We start from the raw sequence: 17,075 nt of genomic DNA, 5'->3' as shown, positions 1-17,075 counted from the left end.
GGCGCAGCTCGCGGGTCTGATCCCGGGTGCCTCGCCGGTGACCGTGGACGCGGGGCACCTGGTGCGCGAACCCGTCCGGAGGAGTTCCTCGCGGTGGTGCGGGAGTTCCTCGACCGCTGAGCGACCGAGGGTTACGGCCGCGGCCCGAACGCCGCCAGGAACCTGTCGCGGAAGCGGTCCATCGCCCAGATGGGTGCGTTCGGCGCGGGCTTCAGGCCCTCCGTCCAGCCCCAACCGGAGATCCGGTCGAGCACCTCGGGATCACGGGCGACGAGGGTGACGGGCACGTCCTTGCGCGGGCTGTTCCCGGTGACGGTCGGCACGGGCTGATGGTCGCCCAGGAAGACCAGCACGGTGTTCCGGTTGCCGTAGCGGTGCAGGAATCCGACCAAGCTGCTGAGCGAGTACTCGATGGACGTGCAGTATGCGCTGCGCACGCTCTCGGTGCTCTTCCAGACCTCCTCCTGGGACGTGCCCTCGCTCCTGATCCGCCGGAACACCGAGCCGTCGCCCAGCGTCGCCCAGTCGACCATGCGGGGCACGGGCGCCCAGGGATAGTGGCTGGAGGTGAGGATGATCTCCGCCATGAGCGGACCCCGGCCCGCCTTCCCGAACTCCCGCCGCTGGAAGGTCTGCAAGGTGAACTGGTCCGGCACCTGCGACCAGCCGAAGCCCGGGCCGCGATAGTCGAGGTGATGGCCGTCGTAGACGTGGTCCAGGCCGAAGAACCGGCCCTCCGGCCACGCCACCAGCACCCCCGGCACGACGCCGACCGTGCGCCAGGCACCGGTTCTGCGGAAGGCGCCCGTGAGGGTGGTCCGGTCGCTGGAGGTCAGGGTGCGGAACCGCTGCTGGTTGCTGATCCACAGGCCGGACAGGAAGGTCGAGTGGGCGAGCCAGCTGCCGCCACCGGTCACCGGCGAGCGCAGCCAGCCGCTGCGCGCCCGGAACCCGGCGGACTTGAGGGCGTCGCCGCTCTCCTTGAGGACCTTCTGGATCCGCGGGCCCGTCGCCGGGTCCTCGATCGCCGAACGGCCGTAGCTCTCGACGAACGTGAACAGCACGTCCTTGCCGCGCAGGGCGGTCAGCAACCGGGCGGGCGGCGTGTGGGCGAACGCGTCGTGGGAGGCCTGACGCCGGAAGAGCCGGGCGTCCGCGAGGGAGACGCGGACCTGTGTGGCGCGCCGGCCGAGGAGCCCGGCGTCGAGCGTCGAGGCGACGGGACCGGCGCCCGTCCGCAGACCGAACACGACGCAGGTGACCCAGGCGGTGCCCAGCAGCAGGACGACGCGGACGGACCGCGCGCGGTGCCGGTCGAGAACCGTGCTCAGCCGGACGGTGGCGGCCACGGTGAGGGCGAGGACGGCGGCCGCGAGACACACGGCACCGACGACGGCGGTCAGCTCGCCCGTGCGGCCCGAGGTGTCCCGCACGTAGTCCGCGGCGTTGCCCAGCAGGCCCCAGTCCAGCACCAGGTCGAAGGGGCGGTACAGCACCGAATAGAAGCCGATGTCCAGGCACTTGACGAGCGTGACCAGCCCGATCGGCACGCCGATGGCCACCGCCCCGGACCGCCTCGCCCGCCGCGGCACCACCAGCAGTACGGCGGCGAGCAGGATGCCCTCGGCCGGCAGCCGCAGGAACGCGGCCGGCCCGAGACGGTCGGGCTGGTCCGGCAGCAGCAGCGCGGCGAGCAGCAGCGCGACGGCGACGACGGCCGACCCCACCGCCACCCCCCGTGCCAAGCGTGCCCGCCGGCCGGGCGGGCGGACCTTGGCAGCCACTTCCCGCACGACACGGGCGGCCCAGCCGACCGAGCCGGACGCGCCGGCCGGCCCCCGCGCGCCGCTCGGCCCGGCGCCGCTCCCCGGTCCCGTCGACCCGGTGTTCGCCCGGTCGTCCGTGTTCCCCCGCAGATGACTAGGCGTGTGGTGAGACACCCGGATTCCTTCCCTGCGTGACCCGGTGCCGGTGCGGAGGGTCGGGACCGGCACCACTCGTCCGACCGACGGTCACCCACCGTAGTCGACTGATGTCGATCGTGCGCAGGGAGTAGTCCTACGGAGTGGTGAGGGCGAGGCGTCCGGGGACTACCGCCGGTCGGCCGCCACCGCCACCTCCCGTGCCCACCGGTAGTCGGCCTTGCCGCTCGGGGAGCGCCGGATGGAGTCGGTGATCACCAGCTGGCGGGGGATCTTGTAGCCGGCCAGCCGGGTGCGGCAGTGGTTCTGGATGTCGGCCAGCGAAGGGTGCGGCGCCCCGGCGCGCACCTGCACCACGGCCGCCACATGACTGCCCCAGGTGGCGTCCGGGACCCCGGCGACCAGGGCGTCGTACACGTCCGGGTGCGCCTTGAGCGCCTGCTCGACCTCCTCGGGATAGACCTTCTCGCCCCCGGTGTTGATGCACTGCGAGCCCCGGCCGAGCACCGTGACCACGCCGTCCTCGTCGACCGTGGCCATGTCGCCGAGCAGGACCCAGCGCTGCCCGTCCTTCTCGAAGAACGTCTCGGCGGTTTTCCGCGGGTCGTTGTAGTAGCCGAGCGGGACGTGCCCGCACTGGGCGAGCCGGCCGGTCCCGCCCGTGGCGACCGGCTCGTGTGTCGCCGGATCCACCACGCGGGTACGGGAGTTGACCCGCAGACGGAAGCCACGCTCCGGTCCCGAGTCCTCGGTCGCCGTGCCGTTGAATCCGGACTCGGAGGACCCGAAGTTGTTCAGCAGCAGAGCGTGCGGGACCAGCTCGCCGAACTGCCGGCGCACCGTCTCGGACATGATCGCGCCGGACGAGGACACGCTGAACAGGGCCGAGCAGTCGGTGCCCTTGAGCGGTCCGCTCAACGCGTCGATCAGCGGCCGGAGCATGGCGTCGCCGACCAGCGAGATGCTGGTGACCCGCTCCTTCTCGACGGTGCGGAGCACCTCTTCCGGCACGAACCTGCGGTGCAGTACGACGCGTTGGCCGAAGTTGAAGCCGATGAACGCGGTGAGCGTCGAGGTGCCGTGCATCAACGGGGGGGTGGGGAAGAAGGTGATGCCGTCGCCACCGGCCGCCACCCGCTCCGCCAGCTCCTGCGGCGTCCTCACCGGCTCCCCGGTCGGCGCTCCGCCGCCCAGCCCCGCGAAGAACAGGTCCTCCTGGCGCCACATCACGCCCTTGGGCATCCCGGTCGTACCGCCGGTGAAGATGATGAACCGGTCGTCTCCGGACCGGGCCGGGAAACCGCGCGCCGGTGAGCCGGAGGCCTCCGCCTCGGGGAAGGGCGCCGCCCCTGGCACCTCTGCCGCCTCGGGCCCCACCCGCAGCAGATGGCGCAGCTTCGGCGCCCTCGGCAGCGCCGCGGCCACCCGGCCGGCGAACTCCGTGTCGAAGACCAGTGCGACCAGATCGGCGTCCCGGTAGAGGTACACCAACTCCTCGGCCACGTACCGGTAATTGACGTTCACCGGGACGATGCGCGCCTTCAGGCAGGCCAGCACCGTCTGCAGGTACTCGACACCGTTGTACAGGTGGAGGCCGAGGTGTTCGCCGGGCCGTATCCCGCTGTCGAGGAGATGGTGGGCGACGCGGTTGGCGGCCGCGTCCAGCTCCGCATAGGTCAGGCGCCGCTCCGCACCGGTGCCGGGGTGGTCGACGTAGACGAGCGCCTCGCGGTCCGGGACCACGTCGACGACCGACTCGAACAGGTCGGCAAGGTTGTACTCCACCGCTCCTCCTGACCCCGGCAGTCCTGGCGAACAACGGCGCACCGGTTCGCTCGCCGGTCATCAGAGCAAAGCCCACCGCAACTGTGAAGGGGCCCCGCCGGACCAATCTGACTGATTGTCAGAAAACCTTGGAAGCTCCCTTGAAGTGCCTTCCCGCCTCCTGCAACCTGTTCTCGTTCTCACCGAGGGGAGATGGCCCATGGGCGGGACGGAACACCTCACCGTGCGGCGCGAGGGTGCCACTGTGGTGCTCACGCTCAACCGGCCCGATGTCAGGAACGCGCTCTCGCTTCCCATGCTCGTCGGCCTGTACGACGGCTGGCTGGAGGCCGACGCCGCCGACGACGTCCGCTCGATCGTGCTCACCGGGGCGGGCGGCTCCTTCTGCGCCGGAATGGACCTCAAGGCGCTGGCCGGCGACGGCATGCAGGGCGAGCAGTACCGCCACCGGCTCACGGCCGACCCCGACCTGCACTGGAAGGCGATGCTGCGCCACCACCGCCCCCGCAAACCGGTCATCGCCGCGGTCGAGGGGTACTGCGTGGCGGGCGGCACCGAGATCCTCCAGGGCACCGACATCCGGGTCGCGGGCCGGTCCGCGACGTTCGGCCTGTTCGAGGTCAGGCGCGGGCTGTTCCCGATCGGCGGCTCCACCGTCCGGCTGCAACGCCAGATCCCGCGCACCCATGCCCTGGAGATGCTGCTCACCGGTCGGCCCTACAGCGCCCGGGAGGCCGCGGACATCGGACTCGTCGGTCATGTCGTCCCCGACGGCACCGCCCTCGGCAAGGCCCTGGAGATCGCCGAGCGGATCAACGGCTGCGGTCCGCTCGCCGTCGAGGCCGTCAAGGCGTCGGTGTACGAGACCGCCGAGATGACCGAGACCGACGGCCTCGCCGCCGAACTCGCCCGCGGACGGCCGCTCTTCGACACCGCCGACGCCAAGGAGGGTGCCCGCGCCTTTGCGGAGAAACGGCCCCCCGTCTACAAGCGAGCCTGAACCGCCGAAGGAGTCCCCAGGATGCCCGAAGTCCTCAAAGCCCCCCTCGTCGTCGAGTTCCCCTTCACCCGCTCCCTCGGCCCCGTCCAGAGCGCCTTCCTCACCGGCCTGCGCGAACGCGTCGTCCTCGGCGTGCGAACCGTCGACGGGCGCACCCTCGTGCCGCCCGTCGAGTACGACCCCGGCACCGCCGAGGAACTCCGCGAACTGGTGGAGGTCGCCCCCACGGGCACGGTCACCACCTGGGCGTGGAACGCCGAGCCGCGCCGCGGTCAGCCGCTCGCCACCCCCTTCGCCTGGGTGCTGGTCCGGCTCGACGGCGCCGACACCGCGCTGCTGCACGTCCTCGACGTCCCCGGACCCGACGCCGTGCACACCGGCATGCGGGTCCGCGTCCGCTGGGCCGCGGAACGCACCGGTGCCGTCACCGACATCGCCTGCTTCGAGCCGTACGACGGAGAACCGGTTGCACCGGGCGGCCACCCGGGAGAGTTCGAGAACCCGCTCACCGGGATCGTCACCCCGGCCCGCCTCGACTACACCTACTCACCCGGCCGCGCCCAGTCCGCCTACATCCACGCCCTCTCCCGGCAGCGGACCGTCGGCGAACGCTGCCCGTCCTGCCGCAAGGTCTACGTCCCGCCGAGGGGCGCGTGCCCCACCTGTGGCGTGGCCACGGCGGAACAGGTCGAAGCAGGCCCGCGCGGCACGGTCACCACCTTCTGCATCGTCAACATCAAGGCGAAGAACCTCGACATCGAGGTGCCCTACGTCTACGCGCACATCGCCCTCGACGGCGCCGACCTCGCCCTGCACGCCCGGATCGGCGGCATCCCCTACGACCAGGTGCGCATGGGCCTGCGTGTGGAGCCGGTGTGGACCGAGGGCGCGCGCTACCCCGACCACTACCGGCCCACCGGCGAACCCGACGCCGACTACGACACCTACAAGGAGCTGCTGTGATGCGGGAGATCGCGGTCGTCGCCTTCGCCCAGACCGACCACCGGCGCTCCACCGAGGAGTCCTCCGAGGTCGAGATGCTCATGCCGGTCCTGCACGAGGTGCTGACGCAGACCGGGCTGAAGACCGCCGACATCGGCTTCACCTGCTCCGGCTCCAGCGACTACCTCGCCGGCCGCGCCTTCTCGTTCACCCTCGCCCTCGACGGCGTCGGCGCCTGGCCGCCGATCTCCGAGTCGCACGTCGAGACCGACGGCGCCTGGGCCCTGTACGAGGCCTGGGCCAAGCTGCTCACCGGCGACGCCGACACCGCGCTCGTGTACTCCTACGGCAAGTGCTCGCCCGGCTCGGTGCGGGACGTGCTCACCCGCCAGCTCGACCCGTACTACGTCGCCCCCCTGTGGCCCGACTCCATCGCCCTCGCCGCCCTCCAGGCCCAGGCCCTCATCGACGCCGGTCACGCCGACGAACCGGCGCTCGCCGCCGTCGGCACCCGCAGCCGGGCCGATGCGGAAGCCAACCCGCACGCCCAGCTCAAGGGGCGGATCCCGCACGGCGACCACGTCGTACGGCCGCTGCGCACCGGCGACTGCCCGCCCGTGTCCGACGGCGCCGCCGCCGTGATCCTCGCGGCGGGCGAGCGGGCCCGTGAGCTGTGCGCACGGCCCGCCTGGATCCGCGGCATCGACCACCGCATCGAGGCGCACGGCCTGGGCGTGCGCGATCTCACCGACTCGCCGTCCGCCCGGCTCGCCGCCGAGAAGGCCGGGGCCTTCGAACGGCCTGTCGACACCGCGGAGTTGCACGCGCCGTTCACCTCGCAGGAGATCATCCTGCGCAGGGCACTCCGCCTCGGTGACGACGTCCGGGTCAACCCGTCCGGCGGGGCGCTGGCCGCCAACCCCGTCATGGCCGCGGGCCTCATCCGCATCGGCGAGGCCGCCGCGCGCATCCACCGGGGGTCGTCCGACCGCGCCCTCGCCCACGCCACATCCGGCCCCTGCCTGCAGCAGAACCTGGTCGCCGTACTCGAAGGGGATCCACGATGAGCAAGGAGCCCGTGGCCGTCACCGGCATCGGCCAGACCGAGCACGCGGCCGCCCGCCGGGACGTCTCGATCGCCGGACTCGTCCGCGAAGCCGCCCTGCGGGCCCTGGAGGACGCCGAGCTGACCTGGGCGGACATCGACGCCGTCGTCATGGGCAAGGCGCCCGACTTCTTCGAGGGCGTCATGATGCCCGAGCTGTACCTGGCCGACGCCCTCGGCGCCGTCGGCAAGCCCATGCTGCGAGTGCACACCGCCGGCTCCGTCGGCGGCTCCACCGCCCTGGTGGCCGCCTGCCTGATCGCCGCCCGCGTCCACGGCACGGTCCTCACCCTCGCCTTCGAGAAGCAGTCCGAGTCGAACGCCATGTGGGGCCTGTCCCTGCCGATCCCCTTCCAGCAGCCGCTCCTCGCCGGGGCCGGCGGCTTCTTCGCCCCGCACGTGCGGGCCTACATGCGGCGCAGCGGAGCCCCCGACACCATCGGAGCGCTCGTCGCGTACAAGGACCGGCGCAACGCCCTGAAGAACCCCTGCGCGCACCTCCACGAGCACGACGTCACCCTGGAGAAGGTGATGGCCTCCCCCATGCTGTGGGACCCCATCCGCTACTCCGAGACCTGCCCCTCCTCCGACGGCGCCTGTGCCATGGTCCTCACCGACCGGGCCGGAGCTGCCCGCGCGCCGCGCCCGCCGGCCTGGATGCTGGGTGGCGCCATGCGCAGCGAGCCCACGCTGTTCGCGGGCAAGGACTTCGTCTCCCCGCGGGCCGGCCGGGACTGCGCCGCCGACGTCTACCGGCAGGCCGGGATCACCGACCCGCGCCGGGACATCGACGCGGCCGAGATCTATGTGCCGTTCTCCTGGTACGAACCCATGTGGCTGGAGAACCTCGGCTTCGCCGACGAGGGCGAGGGCTGGAAGCTCACCGAGTCCGGGGCGACCGGACTCGACGGCGACCTGCCCGTCAACATGTCCGGCGGTGTGCTGTCCACCAACCCCATCGGCGCCTCCGGCATGATCCGCTTCGCCGAGGCCGCTCTCCAGGTGCGCGGCCAGGCAGGAGAACACCAGGTGGACGGCGCCCGGAAGGTCCTCGGGCACGCGTACGGCGGCGGCTCGCAGTTCTTCTCCATGTGGCTCGTGGGGGCGGAGCCGCCGCAGTCCTGAAAGTCCTTCCGACGTGGCCTGTCGGGCATCGTGAGCGGTCGCTAGGCTGGCCCGCGGACGACGAACCGGGAGGAGCACGGACGTGGCCGAGAGCACCATCCAGCAGCACCCGCTCGCGGGCTGGGACAAGCCGGAGCTGGATCTCAGCAAGGCCGAGTGGCAGTCCGGCAGCCGAGGACTGGGCGATGTCCAGATCGCCTTCGTCGAGGGCTTCATCGCGATGCGCAACAGCGGCCGTCCGGAGAGCCCATCCCTGATCTTCACGCCCGCTGAATGGGGAGCCTTCGTCTCCGGAGCCCGGGAGGGGGAGTTCGACCTCACGTGAGCCGCACCGGCGGCTGAGCGGCGTCACCGGCGCCGAACACGAGCCGCGCGGACACCGGTAGCCGGACCGGGGGTGTTCCGCGCGGATTTGCGGACACGCGACCGGCAGGGACCCACTGGGGCAGACGCCTGCGTCAGGCTGACCCCAGCAAGGACAAGTCGTGTTCCGGAAGGTGAGGGACGATGAGCACTGCGCCGGTCATCGCCGCGGTCGACGGTTCGGACGACAGTCTGCGTGCGCTGGAGTGGGCGTTCGACTCCGCCCGCCGCCGCGCCGCACCCCTGCGCGTGGTGCACGTGCGGCAGTACGCCGCCTGGGGCCAGGCCGATGTGCTGGTCGCCGCGCCGCCCGAGGCGGAGGGCGACCCCGTCCTGGACGACGTGCGGGCCCGGCTCGCGAACCGTGGCGCCGGGCCCGCGGTCGAGTACGTCGCCGTGGAGGGCGTACCGGGTGCCGTGCTGCCCGAACTGGGTGCGGACGCCCAGCTGTTGGTCCTCGGCTCCCGGGGCCGCGGCGGCTTCGCCAGCCTGCTGCTCGGCTCCAACGGCTTCGCCGCCGCCCGGGACGCGGAGTGCCCGGTGGTCATCGTTCCCCCGCCGGGCCGCGAGGTACATGGCGAAGGACCTGCCGAGCCCGGCCCCCGGGTGGTCGTCGGTCTGCACGCGGACAGCCCCGACGACGCCACCCTCGCCTTCGCCTTCACCGAGGCCGCCCTGCGCGACGCCCGTCTCCAGGTGATCGCCGCATACCCCTGGCCGGTACAGACCTGGACCGCGCCCGGCCAGGTCATGCCGCCCGTGATCGACCAGGCGGCCGTCGAGGACGAGACCCGCGCCCTCGCCGAGGGCTTCCTCGCCTCGCACCGCAAGCGGCACCCCGACGTCCGGGCCGACGCGGAGGCGCTGCCCGGCGACGCGGCCGGCCGGCTCGTCGCCGCCTCCAAGGACGCCGAACTGGTCGTCGTCGGCCGGCACCGGCGCCGCCTGCTCGCACCGGCCCGCATGATGGGCTCGGTCACCCAGGCCGTCCTGCTGCACGCCGCCTGTCCGGTCGCGGTGGTGCCCCCGCTGCCGGCGGAGGAGTGAGCGGCCGGACACGCCCGCGGTGGCCCGGACACGCCCGCGGTGGCCCGGACCCGCCAGAGCGCACGGTGCGCCGCCATCCGTCCGGTGCCGACCGGCACGAACACGACCGCGGACCCGGGGACCCCGTCCAGCGCATTGGCCCCGGCCACGACGGCGCCACCGAGGCCGGCGCCCCCTTCTGCACCCCGGTCCGTCCGGTGAGGGTGACCCGTTCGACGGCGCGGTGGACGGCCGGGGCCGGGCCGCGCAGAGGTGGCCGGCGTCGCAGGCGGCCGTCGATCAGCCGCGACTCCGACGTCTGCGCCCGCCGTCCACGCGGCCTGCGCGCCTGGAGCACCGGACCAGGGGGGACGCCCTCCCGCCGGCCGGCCCCACGGAACCGTGCCGCCCGACGCGACGTCGGTCACGCACCCGGCCGCCTGCCGCTCGAACCCACCGGCAGCCCCGGCCCGGCCCTTGCGGCGGAGCCGCTCCGCACATCCCGCGCAGCCCACGTACCATGGCCGCATGTCGTTCCTCCGCCGCCGCAGCGCAACCCCTGCCGGACCAGACTTCGACGTGCTGGCCATGGACCCGGGTGACTGGCCGGGCAACCTCGGCGCGGGCCTCCTGCCCGCCCCCGACGGCACCTGCCAGGGGGTCTTCCTGCGCTACGACCTCTTCGGCGGCCGCGGACCTGCCATGATCATCGGCAATCTCCCCGAGGGCTCCCCGGCCCGCGAGGTCGCCGAGGGCGAGATCCCCTTCGAGGTCGGCCAGCTGCTGCTCGCGCTGGAGAACGAGGAGGAGGTCACCGTCGTGGGCGTCGAGGACACCCCGGTCCTGCAGGGCGACAACCTCCTCATCGTGCGGCGGCTGAAGCTGTCCGAGTCCCGGATCTCCTGCGTCCAGTTCGACCGCAGCGACGGCGTCCTCGTCACCATCGCCGCTTGGGACCGCCCCATCACCGACGACCTGTACGCCCTGCTGAAGCCGCTCCCGGCGGAGCTTTTCCAGCAGGGCTGAGGCGCCCGCCGGCTATCCGGCCGAGCCCTCCAGGGTCACGTCCGCCGCCCGGACGAAGGCCACCCGGTGGCCGTACTGGATCTCGTAGTACAGGTCCTTGCCCACCACGACCCGGTGCGAGTCGGTGGTGAAGGTGACCGAGTAGTAGTACTCGCCTGGCACCTCGTCACCGACCACGTACTTCTGTCCGGCCGGGATGGTGTAGGGCAGCGGGACGACCGACTGCGCGGGCACGCCCGCCGGGTACGCCTCCTTCTCCGGGTAGGCCCTTCCGTACACCGGGATGCTCGCCAGGCCGTCCTTCGGCGTGATCACGAGTCCCTCGGCGGGCACCGCCGCCGGAGCAGAGCGCGGGTTCTGGAACCAGGCCTTCTGGCCCAGGTACCAGATCGCCGTCCAGTCGCCCCAGTGGTCCGCCACCGCGTACTGCTGGCCGGTGGAGACCCGGGAGGACAGGTCGTTCACGTCCGTGGTCGGGTCCTTCTTCAGCCCGACGTCCTTGATCAGCGGCGCGTTCACGTCGTGGTCCGAGTACAGCCGCACCTCGCTGGAACCGTGCGCCGTGCACGGCTCGCCCGCCGTCGTGCAGCCCGTGTAAGTGGGCTGGTTCGCGGCGTAGTCCGGCAGGATCGTCACCAGCCCGCCCCACCTGCCCGCGGTGCGCCGGAAGGGGTGGCCCAGCAGTTGGAAGTAGTGCCGCCAGTCCCAGTAGGGGCCCGGGTCCGTGTGCATGCCGGGGATCGTGGACGCGGTCGGGCCGGGCACGTTGTCGTGACCGAGGATGTGCTGCCGGTCCAGCGGGATGCCGTACTTGGCGGCCAGATACCGCACCAGCCGGGCGGAGGAACGGTACATCGCCTCCGTGTACCAGGCGTCCGGGTCGGCGAGGAAACCTTCATGCTCGATGCCGATGGACCGGGCGTTGACGTCCCAGTTGCCGGCGTGCCAGGCCACGTCCTTCGCCTTCACATGCTGGGCGATCAGACCGTCCGTGGAGCGCACGGTGTAGTTCCACGACACATAGGTGGGGTCCTGGATCAGGTTCATCACCCCGTCCCAGGCGCCCTCGGTGTCATGGACGACGATGTACTTGATCGCCTGCGACACCGGACGGTCGCCGAGGTCGTGGTTGCCGTAGTCGCCGTCGCCGAACTCCGCGTACGGCGCCCAGAGCGCCTCGCAGGACACCGATCTCGGGCACTCCACGCCGTCCGTGGGCAGCGTGCCCAGCCCGGCCTTCTGCAACTGGGCGGTGTCGGCGGTCAGCCCCGGCTGTGCGGCCAGCGCGACCAGCTCACCGTCGTCCGTGACGCGCTCCTCGCCGGTGCGCAGGACGTCGTACACGTCGTCGGCGTACGCGGCCGCGGTCGCCCTGTCGTCGGCGCCGGAGAAGCGGGCCACCGCTCCGTACCAGTCGGCCGGGTCGGCGCTCAGCGGCTCGCCCAGCCGCTTCTGCTCGGCGGCGAGCAGGGCGGCGCCGCCGGCCACGTTCGCGCCCGGGTCGGTGCGCAGCTGTTCGTCCGTCAGGCCGGTCAGCTCCGCCGCCTTCGGCAGCGTCTTCAGACGGGCGGGGAGCGCGGACTCGGCGGGCACCTTGATGTCGGGGTGCACAGCGGCGCGTTCGCCGTCGCCGCGGGCGTCCTCGGTGCCCCCGGCGTAGTGCTCGGTGGCGGCGATCGCGGTGCGGGCGTCCGTGAGGTGCATCGGACCGTAGCCGCCGGTCACGCTCGGCGCGCCGGCGTGCCAGTCCCAGCGGGACTGTAGGTAGGAGACGGCGAGCAGGACGCTCTGCGGCACGTGGTACTCGGCCGCCGCCGCGGCGAACGCGTGCTGGAGCCGGTCGGCGGAGGAGTCGCCGGCGCTCTGCGCGGGGGCCGCACCGAGCAGCGGCAGCAGCAGGGCCGCCGAGGCCAGCGGGACGGCGGCTCGCCGGAGGTGTCTGTGGCCGGGCGTGGACGGGGAATCGGTGGCGGAACCTCGCAATGCGGCCTCCTGTGACCGGTGGGCGGGGCGGGGCGTCTGGCGCCGAGCTGGGTCAGTGGTACCCGCTTGCCGACGATCCGTCAATGATGCCTCGGGACAGGTGATTTCCCACGTCACGGAGGGTTTTCGGCGAGTTTCGCGACGGCGGTGCGCGGGCCTGCGCGGCGTCACTGGCATACACCAGTGACCACGGCCGGTCCGGACGTACGAAGGTCCGCGGTGCGCCGCCGCTCCGGCGCACCGCGGACCTTCGTCCCCGTCAGCGAGTGCCGACCGCCGCTCGGACGGCCCTGCGGGCCATCTGGCAGTCGTCGTGCAGCCGCCTGAGGAGCAGCCGCTGTTGCTCGCCGGACGGCGCAGCACCCGGGTGGGCCGTGCCCGGTGCCGCCGGGGTCACCTCGTGCATCGAACGCTGCACCGCCGTCTCGTAGGTGCGGATCTCCCGAGTCAGCAGCAGCATCAGGTTCACCAGGAAGGCGTCCCGGGAAGCGGGGCCCGCCGACTGGGCGATCTGGCTGATCTGCCGCCGGGCCACGGGCGCGTCCCCGAGGATCAGCCACAGCGTCGCCAGGTCGTACCCCGGCAGATACCACCCCGCGTGCTCCCAGTCCACCAGCACTGGACCGGCCGGTGACAGCAGGACGTTCGACAGCAGGGCGTCGCCGTGACAGAACTGGAGCATGCCGTGCCGGCCCACCTCGTGGGCGATGCCGTGCAGCAGCTTCTGAAGGTCGCCGAGGTCCCGGTCGGTGAGCAGGCCCAGCTCGTGGTACCGGGAGATCCGGGCGCCGTAGTCCAGCGGCATGTCGAAGGTGCCCGCCGGGGGCCGCCAGGCGTTCACCCGGCAGATCGCGCCGAGGGCGGCCCGGATGTCCGCGCGGGGCGGCGCCTCCAGGGGGTGGCGCTGCAGCGCCGCAACGCGGCCCGGTGCCCGCTCGATGACCAGAGTGCCGTTGTCCGGGTCCGCCGCGATCAGCCGGGGCACACGGACCGGGGGCCGGTGCCGGACGAACGAGCGGTATGCGGCTATTTCGTGACGGATCCGCTCGGCCCATGCGGGCGAGTGGTCCAGCAGACACTTGGCCACGGCCGTGCCCCGCCCCGCCGTCCCGACCAGGAGGACGGACCGTCCGCTGCGTCGCAGCACCTGCGCCGGAGTGAACTCCGGGCAGATCCGGTGCACCGCGGCGATCGCGGTGCGCAACTGCGCACCCTGGGGACCGGACAGGTCCAGTCGCCCGCTGAGCGGCTGGGTGCCGGGCTGGCCCGGGACCCGCCGGAGCCGGCCGGCGACCGGCACGGGTCCGCCCGGACGCGCCGCCGGGTCCAGGTACGGTCCGCCGCCCGCAGGGCGGGAGCGAAGCGGCCGGGGCGGGGCGGACACGGAGGACGATGCTGCGTACATGGGAGGTACAGATCCCTTCGTGTGCCTGCGGTGCCTGCCTGTGCTGCGTGCTCGGCGCACATGCCCGGGGCGAGGGCTCGAGGGAGCCCGTACTCCGTTCGCAATGCACTGCGAGCATCCGCCGGCCCGGCCCGGTCGCCCGGGTGCACCCTGGGGAATGCACCCGCGGGGCTCGGTGAGGCCGAGCGGCGACCGGGTCGGGACGGCGCGTTCCTACTCGACACCCGATGCCCAGTGGCACACCATCTGGCGGACCCTGGCGAACCCTGGCGAATAGTCGCCCGGCAACCTTCACCGGGCTAGTGTCAACTCAGCCGAGAACCTGGGGGCTTGCGTGAGCGGACAACCCAACACCCGTCTGGCGGACCTGTTCGGCCTGGCCGGCTGGTCCAAGGGTGAACTCGCGAGGCTGGTCAACAAGCAGGCGGCGGCCATGGGCCACCCCCAGCTGTCGACCGACACCTCCCGGGTCCGCCGCTGGATCGACATGGGAGAGATCCCGCGCGATCCCGTGCCACGGGTGCTGGCGGCCCTGTTCACCGAGCGTCTCGGCCGTGTCGTGACCATCGAGGACCTCGGTCTGGTGCGGCACGGGCGTACGGGGAAACGGCAGGGCGACGGGATCGAGGAACATCCCGACGGCGTGCCGTGGGCGCCCGAACGGACCGCCGCGGTCCTCACCGAATTCACGGGAATGGACCTCATGCTCAACCGACGCGGCTTGGTGGGCGCGGGCGCCGCGCTCGCCGCGGGATCCACGCTCAGCAGTGCCATGTACGACTGGTTGCACACCGACCCGGCCCTGAAGGCCGACGCCCCTGTCCAGGACGATCCCCTGCACGCCGACCCCGCTGGGTTCGACCGCTACGAGGCCGCCCCCATCGGGTCGCAGGAGATCGAGGAACTGGAGCGCTCGGTCGAGGTGTTCCGCGCCTGGGACGCGGCCCGTGGCGGCGGGCTTCAGCGCAAGGCGGTCGTGGGCCAGCTCAACGAGGTGGGCGGCATGCTCGCCTACCACCACCCACCCCATCTCCAGCGGCGCCTGTGGGGCGTCGCCGCCAACCTCGCCGTCCTCGCGGGCTGGATGTCGCACGACGTCGGCCTCGAGCCCACGGCACAGAAGTACTTCGTCATCGCCGCCCATGCCGCCCGTGAGGGCGGTGACCGGCCGCGTGCCGGTGAGGCCCTCTCACGGGCGGCCCGGCAGATGGTGCACCTCGGTCGCCCCGGCGACGCGTTGGACCTGATGAAGCTCGCCCGCTCCGGCGCCGGCGACCGGCTGCAGCCGCGGACGAAGGCGATGTTCCACACCATCGAGGCCTGGGCGCAGGCGTCGATGGGCCAGGGCCAGGCGATGCGCCGCACACTCGGGCAGGCGGAGGACATGTTCGTCGCCGACCGGGGCGACGGGGAACCGCTGGCCTGGATGCAGACCTTCAAGGACGAGGATCTGTACGGCATGCAGGCGCTCGCCTACCGCACGCTGGCTGAGTTCGATCCGAGCGCGGCCACGCACGCCCAGTACTACGCCGAGAAGGCGCTCTCGCTGCGGGTCGACGGGCGGGAGCGGTCGAAGATCTTCGACCATCTGTCCATGGCCTCGGCCTGTTTCATCGCCGACGACCCCGAACAGGCCGACCGCTACGCACGGCTGGCCCTGATGTCGATGGGCTCGAACTCCTCCCGTCGCACCTGGGACCGGCTCCGGCAGATGTACCGGCTGACCGCGGAGTACGCCGGCTATCCGAAGATCCACGAACTGCGGGAGGAGATCCGGCTCGCCCTGCCCAAGCCGAGGAAGGGCGGCGACAGCGCACAGGCGTGAGCGTACAGGCATGGGTCATGTCCGCCGGATCACCACAAGGGCCGCGCAGTTTCACTTCATGCGGTGACCTTGGCGACGAGCACACAGGCGTCGTCCTCGCGACCGGTTCCGCCGAACTCCTCGACCACCGTCCGCACGCAGTCCTGTGCGGTGCGCGCCGCGCCGAACCGCGGGGCCAGGCCGAGCAGGCGGTCCACGGCCGCGCCCGGGCTGTGCCCCGGCACCAGACCGTCGGTGTGCAGCAGCAGGAGGTCGCCCGGCCGGAGGGGTTCCTCGGCCTGCCCGTAGACGGCGCCCGCGGTGGCGCCGAGCAGGACACCGGCCGGTGCGTCGAGCACGCGCCCCGTCCCGTCGCGGTACAGCAGCGGGGCGGGGTGTCCTGCCTGCGCCCAGACCAGGGTGCGGGTGTCCGGCCGGTAGCGGCAGCAGATTGCGCTGCCGAGGGCGGGCTGCACGGTGGCGTTCAGTAACTGGTTCAGCACGCCGAGCAGTTCGCCGGGCCGGCTGCCGGCCAGCGCCATGCCGCGTACGGCGCCGAGCACCATCGCCATGCCGGTGGCGACGGCCACCCCGTGCCCGGTGAGGTCGCCGACGCCGAGCAGGGTCTCGCCGTCGGACAGTTCCAGCGCGTCGTACCAGTCGCCGCCGAGCGGTGCGTTCGTCGCCGCGGCGAGGCGGCGGGCGGCGAGGTCGAGCGTGCGCGGCCCCTGGTGCGGGAGCCGCACGGAGCCGCGCCGTGGTGGCAGCACGGCTTCCTGCAACTCGGCCGCGATCCGGTGCTCGGTCTGCTCCTGCCGGCGATGACGCTGCAACGAGTCACGGGTCTCGCGCACGGCCGTCCGGCAGCGGCGCAGTTCGCCGACGTCGCGGAGCACGGCCCACATCGAGGCCGTGCCGCCGTCGGCGCCGAGCACCGGTTCGCCCATCATGTGCACCGCCCGCACCGAGCCGTCGGGCCGTACGACGTGGAACTCGCCGTCGATGGGTTTGCCGTCGACCAGACAGTCCGTCACCATCGCGGTCAGCCGCGGCCGGTCCTCCTCCAGGACCAGGGAGGGCAGTTCGTCCAGGGTGAGGGCGGGAGCGCCGGGGTCCAGGCCGAGGATCCGGTACAGCTCACCGGACCAGGTCGCCTCGTCCGTCAGCAGGTTCCACTCCGCGGTGCCGACGCGGCTGAGCAGCGAGCCGCGCGGGGCGCCGGCGGGTGCGGGCCTGGCGGCGGGCGCCTCGGCCGGGCCGTCCCTCAGCTGGGCCAGGTGGGCGTCCAGGTCGTCGAGGTGGTGCAGCGCGAGGTCGTACAGGGCGCGCTGCCAGCGTTCCTCCGGGTCCGTACCGTCGCTCGGGGTGTCCCGCCGTACGGCGTCCACGTCGCCCTTGAGCCGCCGCGTCTGCGTTATCAACGCCTCGACCGAGCCGCGCCCGGGTGGCTGGGCGGCTGGGCGGTCCGTGGAGACCGGTGACGGCATGACGCACTCCGTTGGGGAACGAGACGGCCGGGGGGACGGGGACCGTTATGACTCTCGCACAGCCCGCGATGCCCCGTAAGGGATTTGGCAACACACGATACG

Annotated in this window: 13 protein-coding genes; 8 read left to right on the top strand and 5 right to left on the bottom strand. The window is 72.6% G+C overall.

Features of this window, described 5'->3' with window-relative positions; translation table 11 throughout:
- Nucleotides 1-131: 131 nt before the first annotated feature.
- Nucleotides 132-1,784: an alkaline phosphatase family protein gene (locus AC5WRT_RS12050; RefSeq protein ID WP_496093182.1), complete on the bottom strand. Its 1,653-nt coding sequence runs from the start codon at nt 1,782-1,784 to the stop codon at nt 132-134.
- Between the two features lie 306 nt (nt 1,785-2,090).
- On the bottom strand, nt 2,091-3,707 hold the full coding sequence (locus AC5WRT_RS12045) for an acyl-CoA synthetase (protein ID WP_496093183.1): 1,617 nt from the start codon (nt 3,705-3,707) through the stop codon (nt 2,091-2,093).
- A gap of 199 nt (nt 3,708-3,906) precedes the next feature.
- On the opposite strand from AC5WRT_RS12045, the gene AC5WRT_RS12040 reads away from it, so the two are divergent.
- The 7 genes from AC5WRT_RS12040 to AC5WRT_RS12010 all read left to right on the top strand — a co-directional run bounded on the left by AC5WRT_RS12040 (nt 3,907) and on the right by AC5WRT_RS12010 (nt 10,294).
- Nucleotides 3,907-4,707, top strand: a complete 801-nt coding sequence (locus AC5WRT_RS12040) for a crotonase/enoyl-CoA hydratase family protein (protein ID WP_496100211.1) — start codon at nt 3,907-3,909, stop codon at nt 4,705-4,707.
- 21 nt (nt 4,708-4,728) lie between these two features.
- Complete coding sequence (locus AC5WRT_RS12035) at nt 4,729-5,670, top strand: Zn-ribbon domain-containing OB-fold protein (protein WP_496093185.1); 942 nt, start codon at nt 4,729-4,731, stop codon at nt 5,668-5,670.
- The gene (locus tag AC5WRT_RS12030; protein ID WP_496093186.1) at nt 5,670-6,716 is read left to right on the top strand and encodes a thiolase family protein; all 1,047 of its coding nucleotides are present in this window, start codon (nt 5,670-5,672) and stop codon (nt 6,714-6,716) included. Before AC5WRT_RS12035 ends, AC5WRT_RS12030 begins: the two co-directional genes overlap by 1 nt.
- Nucleotides 6,713-7,879 (top strand): thiolase family protein, encoded by a 1,167-nt coding sequence (locus AC5WRT_RS12025; RefSeq protein ID WP_496100210.1) that lies wholly within the window; start codon nt 6,713-6,715, stop codon nt 7,877-7,879. Before AC5WRT_RS12030 ends, AC5WRT_RS12025 begins: the two co-directional genes overlap by 4 nt.
- 82 nt (nt 7,880-7,961) lie before the next feature.
- A complete protein-coding gene (locus tag AC5WRT_RS12020; RefSeq protein WP_496093188.1) occupies nt 7,962-8,204 on the top strand; it encodes a DUF397 domain-containing protein in 243 nt (80 codons plus the stop codon).
- A 182-nt stretch (nt 8,205-8,386) separates the two neighbouring features.
- On the top strand, nt 8,387-9,289 hold the full coding sequence (locus tag AC5WRT_RS12015; protein WP_496093189.1) for a universal stress protein: 903 nt from the start codon (nt 8,387-8,389) through the stop codon (nt 9,287-9,289).
- Between the two features lie 507 nt (nt 9,290-9,796).
- Complete coding sequence (locus AC5WRT_RS12010) at nt 9,797-10,294, top strand: hypothetical protein (RefSeq protein WP_496093190.1); 498 nt, start codon at nt 9,797-9,799, stop codon at nt 10,292-10,294.
- 12 nt (nt 10,295-10,306) lie between these two features.
- Here the strand turns inward: AC5WRT_RS12010 and AC5WRT_RS12005 are convergent, their stop codons facing one another.
- On the bottom strand, nt 10,307-12,277 hold the full coding sequence (locus AC5WRT_RS12005; protein WP_496093191.1) for an N-acetylmuramoyl-L-alanine amidase: 1,971 nt from the start codon (nt 12,275-12,277) through the stop codon (nt 10,307-10,309).
- Between the two features lie 259 nt (nt 12,278-12,536).
- On the bottom strand, nt 12,537-13,682 hold the full coding sequence (locus AC5WRT_RS12000; RefSeq protein WP_496093192.1) for an aminoglycoside phosphotransferase family protein: 1,146 nt from the start codon (nt 13,680-13,682) through the stop codon (nt 12,537-12,539).
- A 334-nt stretch (nt 13,683-14,016) separates the two neighbouring features.
- Here AC5WRT_RS12000 and AC5WRT_RS11995 point away from each other — a divergent pair, with 334 nt between their 5' ends.
- Nucleotides 14,017-15,507, top strand: coding sequence for a DNA-binding protein NsdB (locus AC5WRT_RS11995; protein ID WP_496093193.1), 1,491 nt, complete (start codon nt 14,017-14,019; stop codon nt 15,505-15,507).
- A 56-nt stretch (nt 15,508-15,563) separates the two neighbouring features.
- Here the strand turns inward: AC5WRT_RS11995 and AC5WRT_RS11990 are convergent, their stop codons facing one another.
- On the bottom strand, nt 15,564-16,973 hold the full coding sequence (locus AC5WRT_RS11990) for a PP2C family protein-serine/threonine phosphatase (protein ID WP_496100209.1): 1,410 nt from the start codon (nt 16,971-16,973) through the stop codon (nt 15,564-15,566).
- Between the last annotated feature and the right edge of the window lie 102 nt (nt 16,974-17,075).

It is taken from the genome of Streptomyces sp. NTD91 (assembly GCF_059510455.1).
This window is presented reverse-complemented; position numbering and strand designations above follow the sequence as displayed.